This window comes from Cohnella abietis, assembly GCF_004295585.1.
GTDB lineage: Bacteria > Bacillota > Bacilli > Paenibacillales > Paenibacillaceae > Cohnella > Cohnella abietis.
On sequence record NZ_AP019400.1, the window covers coordinates 3608610 to 3627454 of the forward strand.

At 42.2% G+C, this 18845-nt stretch carries 22 protein-coding genes; 15 read left to right on the plus strand and 7 right to left on the minus strand.

The window, feature by feature from the left end; translation table 11 throughout:
* Nucleotides 1-31: 31 nt before the first annotated feature.
* From KCTCHS21_RS15560 to KCTCHS21_RS15575, 4 genes are all read left to right on the plus strand, one after another.
* Nucleotides 32-1315, plus strand: coding sequence for a stalk domain-containing protein (locus KCTCHS21_RS15560; RefSeq protein WP_130610001.1), 1284 nt, complete (start codon nt 32-34; stop codon nt 1313-1315).
* 200 nt (nt 1316-1515) lie between these two features.
* Nucleotides 1516-1812 carry a zinc ribbon domain-containing protein gene (locus tag KCTCHS21_RS15565; RefSeq protein ID WP_130610004.1) on the plus strand — a complete coding sequence of 99 codons (297 nt, stop codon included), beginning with the start codon at nt 1516-1518 and terminating at the stop codon, nt 1810-1812.
* Nucleotides 1813-2206: 394 nt separating this feature from the next.
* Complete coding sequence (locus KCTCHS21_RS15570) at nt 2207-2980, plus strand: NUDIX domain-containing protein (RefSeq protein WP_130610007.1); 774 nt, start codon at nt 2207-2209, stop codon at nt 2978-2980.
* Nucleotides 2981-3076: 96 nt separating this feature from the next.
* A complete protein-coding gene (locus KCTCHS21_RS15575; RefSeq protein ID WP_130610010.1) occupies nt 3077-3901 on the plus strand; it encodes a hypothetical protein in 825 nt (274 codons plus the stop codon).
* 259 nt (nt 3902-4160) lie between these two features.
* Here the strand turns inward: KCTCHS21_RS15575 and KCTCHS21_RS15580 are convergent, their stop codons facing one another.
* From KCTCHS21_RS15580 to KCTCHS21_RS15590, 3 genes are all read right to left on the minus strand, one after another.
* On the minus strand, nt 4161-4439 hold the full coding sequence (locus tag KCTCHS21_RS15580) for a hypothetical protein (protein ID WP_130610013.1): 279 nt from the start codon (nt 4437-4439) through the stop codon (nt 4161-4163).
* A 6-nt stretch (nt 4440-4445) separates the two neighbouring features.
* On the minus strand, nt 4446-4796 hold the full coding sequence (locus tag KCTCHS21_RS15585) for a hypothetical protein (RefSeq protein WP_130610016.1): 351 nt from the start codon (nt 4794-4796) through the stop codon (nt 4446-4448).
* Nucleotides 4797-5025: 229 nt separating this feature from the next.
* The gene (locus KCTCHS21_RS15590; protein ID WP_130610019.1) at nt 5026-5295 is read right to left on the minus strand and encodes a hypothetical protein; all 270 of its coding nucleotides are present in this window, start codon (nt 5293-5295) and stop codon (nt 5026-5028) included.
* Nucleotides 5296-5428: 133 nt separating this feature from the next.
* Here KCTCHS21_RS15590 and KCTCHS21_RS15595 point away from each other — a divergent pair, with 133 nt between their 5' ends.
* Together KCTCHS21_RS15595 and KCTCHS21_RS15600 are read left to right on the plus strand one after the other, a co-directional pair.
* Complete coding sequence (locus KCTCHS21_RS15595; protein WP_130610022.1) at nt 5429-5740, plus strand: ArsR/SmtB family transcription factor; 312 nt, start codon at nt 5429-5431, stop codon at nt 5738-5740.
* Nucleotides 5741-5831: 91 nt separating this feature from the next.
* The gene (locus KCTCHS21_RS15600) at nt 5832-6959 is read left to right on the plus strand and encodes an NADH:flavin oxidoreductase (RefSeq protein WP_130610025.1); all 1128 of its coding nucleotides are present in this window, start codon (nt 5832-5834) and stop codon (nt 6957-6959) included.
* A gap of 130 nt (nt 6960-7089) precedes the next feature.
* Here KCTCHS21_RS15600 and KCTCHS21_RS15605 read toward each other — a convergent pair whose 3' ends face one another.
* Nucleotides 7090-8463, minus strand: coding sequence for an MFS transporter (locus KCTCHS21_RS15605; RefSeq protein WP_130610028.1), 1374 nt, complete (start codon nt 8461-8463; stop codon nt 7090-7092).
* 150 nt (nt 8464-8613) lie between these two features.
* On the opposite strand from KCTCHS21_RS15605, the gene KCTCHS21_RS15610 reads away from it, so the two are divergent.
* The 3 genes from KCTCHS21_RS15610 (at nt 8614) to KCTCHS21_RS15620 (ending at nt 10919) form a co-directional block, all read left to right on the plus strand.
* On the plus strand, nt 8614-8952 hold the full coding sequence (locus KCTCHS21_RS15610) for an ArsR/SmtB family transcription factor (RefSeq protein WP_130610031.1): 339 nt from the start codon (nt 8614-8616) through the stop codon (nt 8950-8952).
* A 118-nt stretch (nt 8953-9070) separates the two neighbouring features.
* Entirely contained in the window at nt 9071-9793 is a 723-nt protein-coding gene (locus KCTCHS21_RS15615) for a metallophosphoesterase family protein (protein ID WP_130610034.1), read from the plus strand.
* 124 nt (nt 9794-9917) lie between these two features.
* Nucleotides 9918-10919, plus strand: coding sequence for a CapA family protein (locus tag KCTCHS21_RS15620; protein ID WP_232058247.1), 1002 nt, complete (start codon nt 9918-9920; stop codon nt 10917-10919).
* A 43-nt stretch (nt 10920-10962) separates the two neighbouring features.
* Here the strand turns inward: KCTCHS21_RS15620 and fumC are convergent, their stop codons facing one another.
* Nucleotides 10963-12351 carry a class II fumarate hydratase gene (gene fumC, locus KCTCHS21_RS15625; protein ID WP_130610037.1) on the minus strand — a complete coding sequence of 463 codons (1389 nt, stop codon included), beginning with the start codon at nt 12349-12351 and terminating at the stop codon, nt 10963-10965.
* A 217-nt stretch (nt 12352-12568) separates the two neighbouring features.
* On the opposite strand from fumC, the gene KCTCHS21_RS15630 reads away from it, so the two are divergent.
* From KCTCHS21_RS15630 to KCTCHS21_RS15650, 5 genes are all read left to right on the plus strand, one after another.
* Nucleotides 12569-12982: a DUF4830 domain-containing protein gene (locus KCTCHS21_RS15630; RefSeq protein ID WP_130610040.1), complete on the plus strand. Its 414-nt coding sequence runs from the start codon at nt 12569-12571 to the stop codon at nt 12980-12982.
* A gap of 181 nt (nt 12983-13163) precedes the next feature.
* Nucleotides 13164-13547: a nuclear transport factor 2 family protein gene (locus tag KCTCHS21_RS15635; RefSeq protein WP_130610043.1), complete on the plus strand. Its 384-nt coding sequence runs from the start codon at nt 13164-13166 to the stop codon at nt 13545-13547.
* A gap of 188 nt (nt 13548-13735) precedes the next feature.
* Nucleotides 13736-14170 carry a hypothetical protein gene (locus tag KCTCHS21_RS15640; protein WP_130610046.1) on the plus strand — a complete coding sequence of 145 codons (435 nt, stop codon included), beginning with the start codon at nt 13736-13738 and terminating at the stop codon, nt 14168-14170.
* A complete protein-coding gene (locus KCTCHS21_RS15645; RefSeq protein ID WP_130610049.1) occupies nt 14167-14622 on the plus strand; it encodes a DUF3888 domain-containing protein in 456 nt (151 codons plus the stop codon). Before KCTCHS21_RS15640 ends, KCTCHS21_RS15645 begins: the two co-directional genes overlap by 4 nt.
* 122 nt (nt 14623-14744) lie before the next feature.
* The gene (locus KCTCHS21_RS15650; RefSeq protein ID WP_130610052.1) at nt 14745-14948 is read left to right on the plus strand and encodes a hypothetical protein; all 204 of its coding nucleotides are present in this window, start codon (nt 14745-14747) and stop codon (nt 14946-14948) included.
* Nucleotides 14949-15286: 338 nt separating this feature from the next.
* Here the strand turns inward: KCTCHS21_RS15650 and KCTCHS21_RS15655 are convergent, their stop codons facing one another.
* Both KCTCHS21_RS15655 and KCTCHS21_RS15665 read right to left on the minus strand, forming a co-directional pair.
* A complete protein-coding gene (locus tag KCTCHS21_RS15655; RefSeq protein WP_130610055.1) occupies nt 15287-16480 on the minus strand; it encodes a winged helix-turn-helix domain-containing protein in 1194 nt (397 codons plus the stop codon).
* A 631-nt stretch (nt 16481-17111) separates the two neighbouring features.
* On the minus strand, nt 17112-18131 hold the full coding sequence (locus KCTCHS21_RS15665) for a zinc-dependent alcohol dehydrogenase (protein ID WP_130610058.1): 1020 nt from the start codon (nt 18129-18131) through the stop codon (nt 17112-17114).
* A 192-nt stretch (nt 18132-18323) separates the two neighbouring features.
* On the opposite strand from KCTCHS21_RS15665, the gene KCTCHS21_RS15670 reads away from it, so the two are divergent.
* Nucleotides 18324-18839, plus strand: coding sequence for a TetR/AcrR family transcriptional regulator (locus KCTCHS21_RS15670; RefSeq protein WP_162309335.1), 516 nt, complete (start codon nt 18324-18326; stop codon nt 18837-18839).
* Nucleotides 18840-18845: the final 6 nt, after the last annotated feature.

An 18845-nucleotide genomic window follows, 5' to 3' on the forward strand; every position in this document is an offset into this window, starting at 1 on the left:
TATTCTAGTAGAACAGTATAGGAGATTTAGTATGAATAGACTAAGAAAATCAACTGTTGCTACCGTAATAGGATTGACGATATTGGGAGGCACTTCGATAGGATCATTCTCGTCTGCCGCGGCTGTCAAGCCAGAAATCAATATTATACTTGACGATATACCGTTAACACTGGGCACGAAACCTCTTTTGTATAATAATGTGAATTTAGTGCCTTTTCGTGCATTAGCGAACAATTTAGGTATTTCTGTTACTTGGGAAGCCAAAACAAAAACGATTTATGCCGAGAGTCAGGTTGATGGGGCAACGAGAAAAGTAGTTCTGCAAGTGGGGAAGAAGACGGCTACCGTTGATGGCAAGACTGTTGCATTGTTGGCAGCGCCAATGATTGTGGACAATCAAACGCTTATTCCGCTCGGCTTCTTCGGCACACAATTTGGTGCTCAAGTCAGCTGGAACAAAGCTACGAATAGCATCATAATTGTCTCTCCTAAGAAGAAAATGCATCTTCGTGCTTTCTACGCACTTAAATCGTTCGCAAACCGTGATAGAATCGAAGCTATGGATTCCGTTGCATTCGGGTGGACACGTCTTACTGAAGATGGAGAGCTTACGTTGAAGGGCAAAGATTTCTATTGGCCTGAAGCAGCGGGTGAGATTACACCGGAATCATTGGTAACTGACGCTGCCTCCAAGGGAGCTAAGCCTTATTTGATGGTATTCTCCGGAGATGACAAGGGCGAGCTGACTAAGATGCTTAGTGACGAAACGTTGAGGAGCAATGCTATCGACAATATTGTTAGATTGACTAGAGATAATAGCTTTGGCGGTGTTTTGCTAGATTTCGAGGGACTTGGGTGGAAGCTTGATCCTAAGGCTCAGCAAAAGCTGCTTAATGATTTCGTTAGGGCGCTCGATAAGGAGCTGAACGATCTTAATGTAGAGCTATCGCTTGCTGTACCTCCACCGAACAGTGATTATAAGGGCTATGATTACAAGACGTTGGCCTCGATTGCGGATGATCTTGTTGTGATGGCACATGACTACAATCCTAAAGGGACTCTCGATCCTAAACCAGAGCCCAATGCTAAGGTCGAAGAAGCAATTCAATTGCTTCTAAAAGCCGGAGTGGCTAAGGATAAAATTATTCTAGGTATCAGCTTATGGAGTGAGACGACATCGACTGTTGACGATAAGCTTGGACTAGCCAAGAGATACGGATTAAAAGGCGCATCCTTCTGGCGGTTGAGCTTCTATGGACCGGAATTCGCTAATGCTATCGACAAAGTCGTTGAGAGAGTTGGAGAGAGCCAGTAGGAATCGAAGGCATAACATGAATAGGTAGCCTATAAGATAAGTTGTATATTTGCACGATTGTGCATGATACAGCTTATCTTTTTCTTTGTTGCAGAAGGGGAAAATAGGAAATTTGTCGAAGGTTGTAGGGGTGAAAAGCGTAACATATGCGTAAGTGTTTTTAATTAATGTTATTAAATATTTTAAAGGGGACTGGGGATATGGGATTCATTGTATGGCTAATATTGACTTCACTATCGTTATTTATTTTTTACAGCTTGATCAAGTCGGCTATCAACAATTCAAAGCAGACGGAAACATTAAACAATATCAAGGATATTTTGATAGACATCAGAGAAAATCAGAAAAATAGGGTAGTTGTCGAAGAGAGTGCAATTGAGATGGGCGTAGGAAATGAAGAAGAAGCTATAACTGTGGAAGAGTGTCCAGGATGTCAACAAACTGTCGCATCGAATGCAACCAATTGCCCCACTTGTGGGTTGAGGCTGCGGGATTAGGTTCCTGAGTGAACTACACATACTTACACTCTTGTACGAAATATCCGCTTATCTCAAACTATAAGCTCCTACACCGAGCATACAAGCTTATGTCAAACAATTATACTCCGAAACCAAGCGCAGATGCTCGTGTCGCGCCAAGTAGAATGATTTACATTCTTATTGGCTTAATTTTCATTTTGAAAAAGGAAAGAACGATGTTTATGATCGCTGTTGAGGTGTTTTTGGAGCCGCGGTAGTCAGTTTTCCAGCAAGTAGGATGTTTCTGATCGTTATTGTCTCACTAGCAAAGCTGCATATTCATATTAGCGATGTTTTGCATCGTTGTAGTAATCGATTTATTATTATATAATGTCATAATGAAAGTATAAAAATCAGTAACAGGGTGATAACAATGACTGAACCATTAGAAACAGCAGCTAATTATTCTTCAAAAAACTATCGCACTCCTGATGGGGCTCCAGCGGATATTGTAATATTCACGATTACGTCAACAGAGAGGCACACCGCACAGAAATCTTTACCCATACGGGAGCTGCAAGTACTGCTTATCCAGCGCAAATCCTGGCCATTTGAGGGTCAATGGGCGTTGCCAGGTGGGTTCTCAATGGAAACAGAAACATTGCTGGACAGTGCGAAAAGGGAGCTACAGGAAGAGACGGGTGTTAATGATGTCCATATCGAGTATTTTAATGCTTACAGCACACCACAGCGCGACCCTCGCGGCTGGATTATCTCCCATGCCTTTTTCGCGCTTGTGCATGAATCGCTTCTAGCTCAAAGGAGTGCCGCTGATGATGCTGCTGACGTCCGATTATTTTCAGTTAATGAGGCCCTGAGCATGGAGCTCGCTTTTGATCATCAAGCCATTCTTAGCGATGCCCTAAGACAGATTCAACAGAAGATGCTGACAACGTCAATTGCCAAGGAGTTTCTCCCGGAGCATTTTACGATTAGTGAGCTGTATCAGGTTATCCAAACAGTCGTTCCTGAGTTCGAGGAGAGGAATTTCATCCGGAAGATTACTTCGACACAAAGCCGTAAAGGCCTGATTGAGGAGGTAAGAGATCGGAAGGGTGAGCTTCTTATGTCCAATCGATACTCCCAGCGAGCAGCTCAGCTTTACCAATTTACTGATTATGTGCCACAGCTATCAATTTACAGCTAGGGTTTTGTGGGTTGGTGCATTAATATTATGATTTATTTGGAAACATATGTATGATAGAATATCTTCTAACGTGGCCCTAATAAGGAGATTTAATAAATGAGATTCGGTGTGCTGATCCTTTTGGCTTTGATTTTATCGTCATGTGGGAAGAGTGATTTAACGCCATTAAATAGTGTTAATTCGAGTAATAACATTTCAAAACAGCCGATCGAAACAAATACAACAGAAGAAAAAGAACCTATTGTTCAAGGTGAAAATAAACTAGAAATAAACCAAGTAAGCTATACCAAAAATAATGTTAATATTTTTTACCCTGAAATTGTTCAATTTGATGACTCACAAAGGAAAAAGGAATTAAATGATTTATTGAAAAATGAAGCATTGCAAGCAGTAGACTACTTTGGTGGGCGTGAAAAAGGGGCAGAAATAAATATAAATTATGTGGCTAAGTGGACAGGGAGTCAGCTCTTAAGCATTCAATACGTAGGATTAGGCTACGCAAAGGGTGCAGCTTATCCGAATAATATTTTATTTACAACTAATCTTGATGTAGAGAATGGCCGGAAAATTAAACTGAAAGATATGTTCACTATAGATGATAGATTCGTCAATTTGTTGAAAGCAGGAAAATACATTCCGTATGATCCCACTTTGGACGTTGAATCACAAGCTAAGGATGAAATAAGTAAAATTTCAAATACCGATTGGATTGCGTATCTGACTAATGCTGATGAAGTAAGTGACGATAATGAACTGAAAATATTTTCTTATTTTACAAACGATTCACTTGGCATAAGTATTTCTGTTCCACATGTACTTGGTGATCATGTAGAGTTCGAAATTAACTATCAAGATCTTAAAGACAATATTGTTAAGGCAAACGGTGTGTGGAATGTTTTACTACCCAATACCGCAAATTGAAAAAGACTAACTAATTTAGACCACATTCGAGTGCCATCTCTGTGTGGTTTTCTTTTTTATATTAGAGTGCAGCAATTCTAAGTAAGAGGGGGTAGGATATGAGGATTGAAAAAGCGAAGAAAGAGCTTACTGCAATTTAGAAAATGGTATTGAACAATATGATGCTGCTAAAGAAATCGAATCAACATTACAGGACTACGAAACACGACTTCCGACCAATTAGTCTGCTCACATCGACTTGCAGTGCGCCGCAACCCGATTACCAACCATTTAGTCCGCTGACAGCGTCTTGCAGCACGCTGACCCCCGCTTTTCGACCAATTAGTCCGCTGACAGCGTCTTGCAGCATACTGATCCCCGCTTTTCGACCAATTAGACCGCTGTCAGCGGCTTGCAGCCCACCGACTGCCGCTTTTCGACCAATTAGACCGCTGTCAGCGGCTTGCAGCATACTGATCCCCGCATTTTGACCATTTAGTCCGCTCACATCGGCTTGCAGCAAACCGAAACCCGTTTTTCGACCAATTAGTCCGCTCACAGTGGCTTACAGCAAGCCGACCCCCGCTTTTCGTCCAATTAGTCCGCTCACAGCGGCTTGCAGCAAACCGAAGCCCGCTTTCCGACCAATTAGACCGCTGTCAGCGGCTTGCAGCGCGCCGAAGCCCGCTTTCCGACCAATTAGACCGCTGTCAGCGGCTTGCAGCGGGCCGAAGCCCGCTTTCCGACCAATTAGTCCGCTGACAGCGGCTTGAAGCATACTGATCCCCGCTTTTCGACCAATTAGTCCGCTCACAGCGGCTTGCAGCACCGAAACCCACGTTTTCCGACCAATTAGTCCGCTCGCAGCGGCTTGCAGCAAACCGAAACCCGTTTTTCGACCAATTAGTCCGCTCACAGCGGCTTGCAGCACCGAAACCCCCGTGTTTCAACCAATTAGTCCGCTCACAGCGGGTTGCAGCAAGCCGACCGCCGCATTTCGACCAATTAGTCCGCCCACAGCGGCTTACAGCAAGCCGACCACCGCATTTCAACCAATTAGTCCGCTCACAGCGGCTTGCAGCGCGCCGACCCATGGTGTCCATGGTTACGGCTGTTTCTTTTGTTAGTATGTACTCTAAAATCTACTACAAATCACGAGAGCGCTTCTTATTCGCTGCATTTTCCTTTGGACCATTGAGGTTTTCCAGTAGCTCTACAATACGTCCAAGAGTGATGAAGAAGAGGCCTATTAATATTCCTGATGCCCATACTACGCAGGCAGTTTTAAACTTAATTCCTGAAATTGATTTGTCGAATAAACCTAGATAGCTATGGGGACCATTAATGATATCAATACCCAATATTATGCCGCCAACCATGACTAAAAAGCCTACAATAGTGAGCAATCCTACCATATTTCATCCTCAATTCACACGTTGTTTTTACACCATTTTACAATAGGATCATTGAAATGACGATATGCTTACTTGAATTAGTTATCTTGAGAAGAAGTATTTACATATCTATAAATATAGATATAATGTAGCTATGGATAAATTATTGATTATTAAAGCCTTGTCGAATGAGACGCGATTTAAGATTCTTGAGTGGCTGAAGGAGCCAGAAGCTCATTTTGGACCGCAATCCCATCTTGCCAAAGAGTGTGATTTCGAGAATGGCATTTGTGTAGGATCTATTGCTGAAAAGGCGGGGTTGGCACAGTCAGTTATTTCCGGTTACTTGGTCAAGATGCAGAAGTCGGGTTTGCTTCAGTCTAAGAGGGTGGGGCAATGGACGTATTATCGGCGCGATGAGGAAAATATTAGACGGTTTAAAGAGAGTGTTCAGGCGGAGCTTTAGTTGAGATATCCGTTTGAGCAGCTCTTACTGAATATATATATCTATAATTATATATATTAAGATATACAAACGAAATATTGGAGGTTTTACAATGGATCATTCGAATTCAGCAACACATACTCATTCTGTTCAATCCTTATTCCAACCTATAGCTCTAGGAAAGCTGCAGTTGCCAAACCGTATCGTAATGGCGCCTATGACACGTGGCTTCTCGCCAGGGGGCGTGCCTGGTGAGGATGTTGCTGGTTATTATCGTCGTCGTGCAGAGAATGGTGTCGGACTAATCGTGACGGAAGGGACGTTAGTTAATCATCCGGCCGCAACAGATAACCCGAATATTCCTAACTTTCACGGCGAGCAAGCTTTAGCAGGATGGGCGAATGTGGTAAAGGCTGTACACGAGGCGGGGGGACGAATCGTTCCACAGCTATGGCATGTTGGAATGACTCGTAAAAACGGTTCTCAGCCTCATCCGGAAGTACTTTCGGTTGGACCCTCTGGTCTTAGTTTAACCGGTGAACAAGTAAATGAGCCTATGACTCAAGCAGATATTGATTCAATTGTTCAAGCTTTTGCTGATGCAGCCGCCGATGCGAAGAGATTAGGCTTTGACGGAATCGAGCTGCATGGTGCACACGGGTATCTGATTGATCAATTCCTATGGGAGAAGACTAACCAACGCACAGATAGCTATGGTGGGAGTTTAATCGCCCGTACTCGGTTTGCTGTTGAGATCGTTGAAGCATGCAGACGTGCTGTTGGGCCAGAATTTCCGATTATTTTTCGGATATCTCAATGGAAATCGGGTGAATATAATGCGAAGCTAGCTACAACACCCGAGCAGCTATCACAATTGTTAGCTCCATTAGTTGAAGCCGGCGTAGACATTTTCCATTGCTCTACTCGTCGTTTCTGGGAGCCTGAGTTTGAAGGCTCAAGCCTTAACTTTGCAGGTTGGGTTAAAAAGTTGACGGGTAAGCCGACAATTACAGTAGGTTCGGTTGGTCTCGACGATGAGTTTATTAATTCTTTTAAAGGACAGAGCGCAGGAGTATCTAAAATCGATGATCTGCTTGTTCGGTTGGAGGATGAAGAGTTTGATCTCGTTGCGGTAGGTCGTGCCTTGCTTGTCGATCCTGCTTGGTCAGCTAAAATTCACGATGGCCGCACGGAAGAGCTACTTCCCTTTACGGCGGATGCATTAACGAAACTAACCTAATTAACATGTGAAAAAGCATATACGCCAAGCCTAAATCACTTTCACTTAGGAAAATAACTCAAAAAAGCATCCTAGTCGGATTACAAACCGACCAGGATGCTTTTTCATACTATGGGTTAAACATCTCCAATTACGACGTTTGAACCTCGCGAGGAGCGGAGCGAAGATAGGCGAATGCACAGCCGATCGATATGAGAACAATAACTGTCATTCCCCAATAGATATTACTGTATGCGTGCGTCTGCGTTAGATCCTTCTGCCACACGAGTGCGCTGGCCGTCGCGGCAACCCCGAAAGCCCCGCTGAAATATTGCAGCAGCTGGAACAGCCCAAGCCCCGATCCGATTTGCGAAGGCTTTAGAATACGCGACATTTCGTTCGATATGCTGCTGTTTATGACAGTAAAACCAACACTGAGAAGCATAAAGATGAACATGATTGCGATGTAGGATGTCCCTTCAAATAAGGCAAACAGGACCACAGATATTAGGATTAGCAATGGCGCGTAACGAATAATGGAGCTGTTCCCTTGGGAATCGATGATTCGTCCGACTTGGCGAGACACGAACATAGCTAAGAGCGACCCTGGAAAAATAACAAGTCCAGCACCAATAGCTGTTAGCCCGAACTGTTTTACTAAAATTTGTGGTAAGAGAAACAGTGTGGAGAAGCTGCATATATAAGCGGCAATGCCTACTGCCCCTAATGTTAAATAAGAACGATTGCGGAATAGAGAAGGAAGGACAAAAGGCTCCTTAGCCGATCGAATTCGGATGACGAAAAGAATAAGTGCAATCAAACCAGCTATAAGGGCAATTGTAGATTGATTCGTTAAGAAAAGCAGTAATCCGGTTGTTCCGACCCCAACAAGTAAAGCACCTAAAGCATCGAATGTTCCTTTAATAGGCTTTTCCTTCGGTATGAGGCGGACGAACAAAGGCACCAATAGCAAGGTTACTGCTGTGACAACGAATAAATAGTGCCAGCCCAAATATTCCACGATAGCACCGCCAACGACTGGACCAAGTCCGAGACCTAACGATACAGCCGACATAATAGCTGCCATAGCTTTACCTCTTCGTTCTAAGGGAACATAGCGAGATATTAGAACAAGGGACAGAGCAGGTAGTGCGCCTGCTCCTGAAGCCTGGAGAATACGTACGACGAGCAGCATGAGAAAGCTGTTGGCGAAGAAGCCGATAATAGCAGCAATGCTTAAAGACAAAATTCCGATAATGAGCAAGCGACGTAGTGGCACAAAATCCGACAAGCGGCTATAAGTAATAGAAGATATGGCGAATATAATGGAATAACCTGTTACTATCCAAGATGTTGCCGATGGTGTTAGCTCGAAAGCCTTGGATACATCCGGAAGCGCCAAATTAAACATCATCGTATTCATAATGACAAGCACAATGGAAAAACCAAGCAGCAGTGTGACGATTCCTTCACGCATCGCTGGTTGCTTATCATCGAGCTGATTTTCTTTTTGTGGAACTGACATATTTTATCCCTCCATGCATGATGTTAAAGTTTGATTGTTATCGAACAATAGAAATATAACACGTGATATGTTAAAATTCAATCATAAGCTTTAAAATAAAAATGTACTGTCTTTCTAAATGCTAATCGTTCAGTTAAAGGAGGCTTCACCGTGAAAATTCTCCATCACCCAGACCGAGCTGACATTCAATTGTCTTCCGTGTTATATGCCTTAAGTGATCCCGTGCGCCTTTACATTATTTCTGATATCCACAAGCAAGGAGAAAGAACGTGCGGAGACATCGCAGTCCCCGTCGTCAAATCCACGCTTTCACATCATGCTCGGACTTTACGCGAAGCAGGTGTTATTAATGTCCGTGTACAAGGTACCCAGAGACTTCTTTCTTTACGTACAGAAGATTTGAACATAAGATTTCCTGGGTTGCTGTCTTCCATTCTAGAAGCTTACGAATCATCCGAGGATAAGCTGGCCATTTCTCTTCAGGAATAGCATGCGACCTAATATTGCTTTAAACGACAAACAAAGACTACAGAAATAAAAGGAAATTCGAATTCGACATGGAATTATAGTTAGTGGTTAGTAGTCATGTCGAGGAGTAGATGAGCATATGAAAAGAATATTAATGATTAGTGATATACATGGATGTATAGAACCGTTTAATCAATTGTTAGAGGCTATTCAGTTCGATTCCAGCTCAGATCAGCTCATATTGCTTGGGGATTATATCGATAGGGGACCGAAAAGCAAGGATGTTGTCGCTAAGGTTATGGAGCTTGTTCAGCAGCATCATGCCATTGCGCTGAGGGGTAATCATGATCAAAGGTTAGTGGATCTAATCCGAACGAACGACTCAAGCGTGCAATCCCGATTTATGGAGCATGGGGGCATTCAGACCCTTCAAAGCTATTGTGATTTTATAGATAAAACAATGAACTTGGACAAGCTTCAGGAAGCTAGACAATATATTTCAACCCATTACAAGCATCATATTGATTTTCTGAATGGCCTACCGTATTACCACGAGGATGAGGCGCATATCTATGTTCACGCGGGAATAAATCCTCATTATGTGAACTGGAAAGAGCAGCCTAAGCATGATTTTATGTATATTAAAAATGAATTTACGCGCTCAAAGACAGGCTTGAGCAAGAAGGTTATTTTCGGTCATACGAGAGCCATTGAGATCCATGGAAAGCCGGATATCTGGTTTAATGAGGATAAGATTGGAATTGACGGAGGCTGTGCTTACGGGATGCAGCTGAATTGCTTAATTTACAACGAGGGAACCTATTCCAACCAAGAGATACGAAATCATACATCTGCAGTTTAATCTTAATATTGATCATTCCGGTGGGGCCCTTAGGGGTCCCATTTTAGCTTTTTTTCTAATGATAAATGGCTGGGTTGAGAATAATAGCTACGATTACAAAAGACTTAGAGAGGACGAGTAATTGATGCTTTCAGCTCTGTTAATTGGAATGTTGCTCATGGTGACAGGTAGCATTAATGTTGTACCCTCAGCGCAGCCCATTGATATCGTATTTGCCGGAGATACGATGATGGACGGCTCAGTCAAACGTGCCATTGCGCGCAACGGCCCTGATTTTCCTTTTCGTTATGTAAAGAAAGAGGTAACGAGGGCTGATTTGGCTGTGGCCAACCTGGAGACAAGTATAACCCAAGCTAAGCGCAAAGATAGTGTTCAACTCTTTAATTTCAAGTCCAATCCTTCCTCACTTCAAGGAATAAAGCACGCTGGTTTCGATCTCGTGTCAATGGCTAATAATCACGTTCTGGACTATATGCAGGTGGGGTTAATGGATACCTTCAAATCCTTGAACGACAATCACATTCAATATATGGGGGCAGGAAAGAACGAAAGGGAGGCCTATTCGGCGAGAACCTTCCTGATACAAGGGCAGAAGGTCAAGATTGCTGCATTTTCTCGATTTTTGCCTTCAGGTAACTGGTTCGCAAGGGGAGATCATGCCGGAGTTGCTGATGCCTATGATCCAGATAGAATGTATAAGGCCATAACTAGAGAGCGAGAAGGAGCGGATTACTTAATTGTCTATATCCACTGGGGCGTCGAGAAAAATAATCACCCCGAGGCATGGCAAAGAGAAATGGCTCGAAAAATGCTTGATTCAGGAGCCGATGCAATTGTAGGAAGTCATCCGCATGTGCTTCAGGGCTTTGAGATTTACAAGGGGAAGCCGATTGCGTATTCGATAGGTAATTTCTTGTTTCCGGATTATATCCGTAACCGGAAGGCTGACACAGGGCTGCTTCACTTAAAGCTATTCGAAGGCCAAATCGAGATGTCTTTTACCCCCTACACTATTCGTAACAACCAAGTTATTCCCAGGGGCGTGGATTATAAGAGAGCCCAGCTCAAATACTTAGAAAAACTGTCCTATGGGGTGAAAATAAAAGGGGATAAAATAATGAGGTGAGTAAGGAGGGGCTATTCAAGCCCCTCCAATTCATTTAAGGTTTCTATTCCCGGGGTTGAATCATATACTCAGGTCGAACAATTTCATCGAATTGAGCGTCGGTTAGTAAGCCGCTTTGTAAAGCTGCTTCTTTCAGTGTAATCCCTTGCTGGTGAGCGGCTTTAGCGATCGCTGCAGCGTTCTCGTATCCGATGTGAGGATTTAACGCCGTCACAAGCATAAGAGAACGGTTAAGATGGCCCTCAATTACGGTAATATTCGCTTCAATACCAACAGCGCAATTGTCGTTCCAGGAATGAATGGCATCGGACAGCAATGTTGCAGATTGCAGAAAATTGTATATAATAACCGGCTTGAATACATTCAGCTCGAAGTTTCCTTGGCTGGCTGCGATTCCGATTGTTACATCATTGCCCATTATTTGTGCCACAACCATCGTTAAGGCTTCAGATTGAGTAGGGTTAACTTTCCCTGGCATGATGGAGCTTCCCGGCTCATTAGCAGGGATGGTGATTTCGCCGATTCCGCTTCTTGGCCCACTAGCCAGCCATCGTACATCATTCGCTATTTTCATCAGGTCGGCAGCTAATGCCTTGAACGCACCATGAACATAGACAAGCTCATCATGGCTCGTTAGCGCATGAAATTTGTTTGCTGCTGATTCGAATGTTTTACCGCTGAGCTGGCTTATTTTCTCTGCTACCTTAGAGCCGAATAGAGGGTGTGCATTGATTCCTGTCCCGACTGCGGTTCCCCCAATTGCTAATTCCCGCAAGCTAATGGCGCTATTCCGGATCATTTCCTCAGTTTTGCTCAGCATCCTCACCCAACCGCTCATTTCCTGTCCAAGAGTGAGAGGAGTAGCGTCCTGAAGGTGCGTTCGTCCAATCTTAATAATATTTTCGAATTGCTTGCTCTTGAGCTCTAAAGTTCCCTTTAGCTTGAGAATAGCAGGGAGAACATGATTATTTACAGCCAAGAGAGCAGCAATGTGCATCGCCGTCGGAAAAGTGTCATTAGAGCTCTGAGACTGATTGACGTCGTCGTTAGGATGGATCCTTTGCGCGCTTCCTTGATCTGCAAGGAGCTGGTTGGCACGATTGGCTATGACCTCGTTCACATTCATATTCGATTGTGTACCGCTGCCTGTCTGCCATACAGCAAGAGGGAAGTGGCTATCCCATTGCCCAGCGATAATTTCATCAGCGGCGGCAACAATAGCTGCTGCCTTCTCGTCGTTCAGCTTACCAAGCTCCTTATTCACCAATGCTGCGCTTTTTTTCAGCAGAGCGAACACGTGGATGAGCTCCAAAGGCATTTTTTCCGTACCAATGCGAAAATTAACTAAGCTACGCTCTGTCTGAGCGCCCCACAGCTTATCTGCAGGAACTTTAACCTCGCCAAGTGAATCCTTCTCGATTCTGTACTCCATTGGAACACCTCGAATTCTCGTAGTAGTTAATAACTGCTGCAATAATTATTCCCATTATTAATCATATTACAACACGAATACAAATGACGAATTCATTTTGCATTGTAATGACAAGTCTGATTTTTACGGCATGTTGCCGAGCTTCGGGCAGAATAGTTGAATCACTGCAACCTTTCTTGTGGGTCTTAACGTCTCATATCTAAATGGAAAATGAAGGGTGTGGATTTCGATTAAGAAAATTATTGTTTTATTTGCAGTTTTTTGTCTTGTGTTCCTGATTGGTTGCAGTAAAGAAACAACTGAGCAGAAAAATGTTAATCCTATTGAATACATTGAGTCGTTTGATTGGCATATTGAAGAAAAAATTAGCAAAGAAAGGCTAGAGACAAAAAGCTTGGATCCAAGTATCGCAGGTGTTGTTGATTTGAAGCCGTATGTGGATAAAGAAATTTATATTACAACCTACTTGCTGAAAGAAAAACAAAAAACAGGAATGAAAATTTACGCTTCCGTCTATCAAGTTAATGAAGATATTATTGGTGGATACGGACATTTAGAGCTTTGGGTGCCTGGAGTTTTTTCTTTGAAGGATAAAAAAAGGTTAATCAACGAAGGAACAATAAATAAATAGCGTGTTCTGTTATTTACATAATTTATATTATGTAAAATCCATGTTGGAAAAATCTAAATCGGTAAAATCGCAATCATAAAAACGAAAGAGGTGCAATAGCAGCCGCCTAGTTTCGAATAAAGGAAAACCGATCAGTTCTAAAGAATATGTATAGATCACAACCTAAGAGAGGAGCATATTTATGATTAATGAAGAAACCCAAGGAATCATCGAAAATTATGTTGAGGCCTACAATTCATTTGATGTCGAGAGAATGGTAACACTTTTACATAAGGATATGTTGTTTAGAAATATTTCCAATGGCGAAATTAACGCAGAGACCAGCGGAATACAAGAGTTTAAAGAACTGGCAGAAAAGTCGTCAAAGATTTTCTCTAGTCGTCGTCAGACAATTACCAATTACAGTGCTTTTAATGATAGAGTAGAAATACACATTGATTATGAAGCCATACTGGCTGTTGATTTGCCTAACGGATTAAAGATTGGTGATAAGCTTCAATTAACAGGCAAGTCAGTATTTGGAATGAAAGAAGGAAAGATATCATTAATTGAAGATTATAGTTAATGATGATACATCTTTTGATTAACGGGACTCGATAGTGGAGGAGCTTGCAGAGATGCAACTCCTCTTTTTTCATTATAGTAACGGACAGCGGAGGTTAGTTTGGCAACGCGTGGTTAACATCACCTCTTGAGGAAAATGAATGTATTTTTTTTAACCAGAAATAATACTCTAGAGGTGATGATATGCGAATGTTTTTAGTTTTGTTCTGTTTGTTATTCTCCGTAGAAACAAATTCGGCTACTGATTCTACTGCATTTTACAATCGCCATGAAATTGACGGATATGAATTGAAGTTGTTTCGTTTACATAAAGATGAAGTTAAATCGGCTGAGGCTAAGTGGGGAGTTTTTTCTCATAAGGACCTCACACCAGACGAAATTCAAAACCTCATTGAGATTCTAAGCAAGGTTAGTAATAAGGATATAAAATCCCACCTTGGACAGCCTGCTCCAAAAGGGGGATCCCCTCGTATGATAATTTTGTTGAAATCAGGCGAACTAGAATCTTTAAACCTAGATGGTGATTATATTCTATATGGCGATATAATGGCTTATCAGCCAGAGTTCCGTCAGTTTATGCATCAGCTTAGAAAACGCGTATGTAAGGAAGAGGTACAGGGATGAGACAAAAGATAATAATGATTATCTTAGTTATTATTTCACTGGTGCTTATGCCGCAAGTGTCAAGTGCAAAAATAAAAAAACCAGCTTTGGACTCCAGGGAATTACAGCTTCAAGACATGCTGACGCTGTTTTTACTTCCATATATGAACGATAAACTTTCAGAAGTTTACGCTTACGAGTTAAATGCCGCCCCAGAATTATATCCTTATTTCGTGGATGTAACAAAGACAGATCGATTAAATGGATTTCGAGGTTATACGTTATCAATTACCCTTCATGCACACCCTACTGTGGGTCCTCACATTCCTGTTGGCGAAGACCTTTTTACATTTGAAGTTTCCCCATTAGTGAATGTTAAGCTCGTGACTTATGAACATTTAAAAGGTCCAAAAAAATCGGACTTTCCTCCTAATTACCAAGACTTGCTTAAGAAAAATACAGTATTGCATTAACGGGGAACGATAGCTGAGGGGCTTGCTAGTCGGCAGCTCTTTTTTCGTTTGTTTATGTAACGGGAGGATAGTTAGATAGCCGCTTGGGTATAATAACCAAAAAATGATGGAGGCTAATTCCCTTGTCGTGGAAAGGTACAGTAAACAAAATTATATTGATTTGTGCAATAGGGGTAACCAATTTTACAGTAATGGATTGTGCTGAAGCTTACAACGAAGAGTCACCAACTAAGTATAATGCAGATGTTCAAAGTAAGTGCTTGGAAGAGATCCTTATTTTCGAACTTCGTCCTAAGATCGTGAGCGTACTTAGTAAGAAGGTATAATAATAACTTTGCCATCGCCAGCACTCATATATTGCCGATCAGAAGATCGGATTCGTATCCCCAACAAGAGTTCATACTTGAAGGAAGAGTTACAACACAAGATCATACTTCGTCGGACATAGTTTCAAATTACTTTCAAAGTTAATGCAGGCAGATACACAGTGAGTGATTTTCATGTTATCCGTAAAGAAAAAGAATAAGAGCCAAAGTAGTCAAAATTGTATCTAATAGTTTTAACAACTTGAAAGAGCTTTACTACACACGAACTGTAGTAAGGCTCTTATTATTTTAATTCAAAAGAAAACAACTTTATTTTCTCTATACAAATACAGGAAATATCAGTTCATAGACTCTGCCGAAATCGTATCACACCCGTTGAATAACGCAAACTTTTGGAAACAACTGTTCAAGGCTGTTCGCAATTGCGTTGTTTGCTTCACACCGTTCTCGAACCAGATGTTTTTAACAACGAGTGTTCCAGTTTTTCGCTCCACGATTATCTCGGCTCGTCCAATGAAGCTCTCTCCATATAATAGAGGCAGCACATAATAGCCGAATTTTCGTTTGATTGCAGGCGTGTAAATCTCCCAGGTGTAATCGAAGCCAAACAATTCGTTGATAAGTTTTCTGTCCCATATGAAATTATCTAGAGGGGCAATAAGCTCGCAACGCAATTTCGGCTCCTGATTTTGCAGAACGGCTTCAATAAGCAGTAAATCCTCCGCGAGGCAGTACAGCATATCCTTCATTTGTTCCACGGCAACAGCAACAATGCGAGCTTCGTGTAATAGCTGGCGAAAAACCTCGTTGCGCTGTGCTGCTTTCAACCCCCATATATTCAGCCATGCATCTGACGCACGATTCCATAAGAGACCAACAGAGCCGATTCGACGCAGTACCCGCCACTTATGATGCTCAAGCTCATCCTCCAGCGGCTCTGATGCATTCAGCAGATTTGGCTGTATGTACTTCTTGGCTATATCGTAATATTTACGCGTTCCTTTTTTATGATGGATAATCAACTCACCCGTCGAATACATCTGTTCCAGCACCGATCGAGATGAATTGTTTCCACCGCTCCAGTGGATGGCCGATTGCCAAGAGAAATCTCCATCTAATTTTAAGTCATCCGAATTTAGTGCACCGTGACTTTGGATATGAGCTCGTACTTGCGCTGTCAATGCTTCCATTTCGGGATAGCGTTCGGCATGTTGTCTGGCGGCTTGCCTGTATCGCTCAAAATACGGCCAGTCCTCGACAGAGATAATGGCCAGGTTCTTGTCGGGATAATCGACAAGGCTTCTATCCTCATACAGCAACTCGGCGAGCATTCCCTTGGTAAATCCCTTGATTCGCGATTGTAGCACCAATTCGGCGTTTTTTCCGCAAACATCGATGGGATCGTATTGAATACAACCGACCTGTCGCACAAAATCCAATACTCCCTGCTTTCCGGTAAATTGATATTCGCCCAACAGCCCGTGCTTCAATAACAGAAATTGCCGTGCCTGGCGGTTTGTTAATTGAATCATGTTTGCACCTACCTCTAGTTTAGTACAGTGGAGGATGGAGGGGAAAATAAAAACGAAGGCGTGAAGGGGAATTTGTTCACTTACTCGCTGAGGGTGTTTCTTGTACTTTTTATTGGCAGGCTGAGTCCAATGCAATACCGAACTCAACCCAACCAATCAGCCGCATATTAAAAACTCTAACTTTAAGGAGTCACTACCAACATGTCTCTTTTATCATACAAAATATTTGCTCAAAAGAAAAGAAAAAACAAACATATGTTCTTGTTGAAAAATGCGTACAAAAAAACATCTGTATCCGCTAAACTAGAGAATACCATCAAACCTATTCCGGCCATGAAAGCAGAAAATCTGTGGAAGTATACTCAAAGCTAGCAATTACCGATGCTCAAAATGAATATAACGAGGTTATTAGTAAATCCCCAATTTAATTCATACGTTTGCGGGTGATGTCAGCTACGCTGGTATTACCCCGAATAGGGGATATTGTTATATTCATCTTGTTAACATAATTTATGTTATGTATCTTTATTGGTTAAAAAATTTAAAATCGGTAAAATCGCAATCACAAAAACGAAAGAACCACAACAGCATAATTGCGGTTCTTTCGTTTGAAAAGGGAGAAGTTAATTGATTAAGTCAGATCGATAATAACTTTAATAGCTTCTTTCGCTTGTGTTGCGACCTTAAAAGCTTCATCGATTTGATCAAGCTTAAATACATGGGTTACGATTTCATCGATGTTTGTTTTTTGTTCTGTTAGATGCGAGATCACTTGCGTAATATTTTCATGCGTGTAACCGCAAGAGCCTTCCATTCTAAATTCGTTCATCATGATCATCGCTGGGTGAATAGCTACTTCTTGTTTGTATGTGGCAATAATAGAGAGTCTGGACTTCGGTTTGGCCATTGCGATCACACCTTTTAACAGAGCAGGAGCGCCAGCGGCATCGACGTATAAGTCTACATCGGGAACTTGCATACCTAATAGGTTTGTCTGCGAGCCAAATCTGTTGATTAAACCTTGTGCTAAGTCTTCGTTCTTGGAATTAAGTGTCAATGCTCCGAGTGAAGCTGCTTTCTCCAGGCGCCAGTCGTCTATGTCGACTATACAAACTTGCTTGATGCCTTCGGCAATTAAACTAGCAGCCGCAGACATTCCGATGGTCCCACCACCTAGCACGACCACTTTTTCACCTACTTGAGGCTGCAAATGAAAGGCACCATGTGTACCTACACTTAGAGGTTCAACTAACACCGCTGCTTCAGCAGGGATGCTGGGAGCGATTTCATAGATGTTGTAATTTAGTTTAGCATCTTCAACCAACACATATTCAGAGAAGCCCGATGCTGCATTCGCCTTAGCTAAACCTGATCGTTTGGCTGTACAAGGGTTAACGAACACGCGCATCCAGAGTGTTATTTCGGGAGAGACGTCGGGGCCAATTTCTACGACTTCCCCAACCATTTCATGCCCGATTTCATCACCGCTTGCTACGTTAAAGAGTTCACCGCCGAAGTTATAAATACCAATATCCGTTCCGCAAATACCTGCTCGGAGATTTTTAACCAGCACATCAGCTCTTCCAACGACCGGTAGGGGTCTTTCTTCTACACGAATATCTTCTTTTCCATAATAAATTGTAGATTTCATTCTTAATCTCCTTCTTTCTCGGTGGATTTTAAACAACATGGTGTCTATAATAATTGTAGAATTGTGCAGTCAACATTTCAAACATCAATGTTCGTTGAAATGTCTACTACTAGATCATTGAGCCGATAATGTCTATAAAGATGAGGGTGAAAATAAAAAAAGATGGATCCTCGAGTAATACGAACAAGGAAAATGCTTATCGACGCGCTAATCGAGCTAGTGATCGAGAAGGGGTACGAGCCTGTTACTGTGCGTGATATCGTGGTGAGGGCGCACATAAACCGGTCGACCTTTTATTTACATTTTCAAGATAAAAAAGATATCTTAGACGAGATGACGAATGAGGTACTAACCGATTTGAAGCAATCGATGGCCAATCCGCCTGCGTTTAATTTAACCGATGCGATGAAAGATTTTCGAGTCTTGAACAAGCCTATCGAATCTGCGGTGAAGCTTTTTTCACACGTCCAGAATTATTCAGCCTTATATGCCAAAATGCTTCCGGAAGTCCATTTCCGTGATCAAGTTCTTCGTACAATAAAAAATCAACTCCCCAGCACGCCTACTGAGGAGATCGTTATCGATTTTGTAACCAATGGAATCGTTGGTATTATGCTGTATTGGCTAAACAATGGAATGAAGGAAAGCGTGGAGGAGATCAGTTTGGAGCAAACAAAGCTGGCTTTAGCTATTGAATCCTTCAAATAAAAAAAC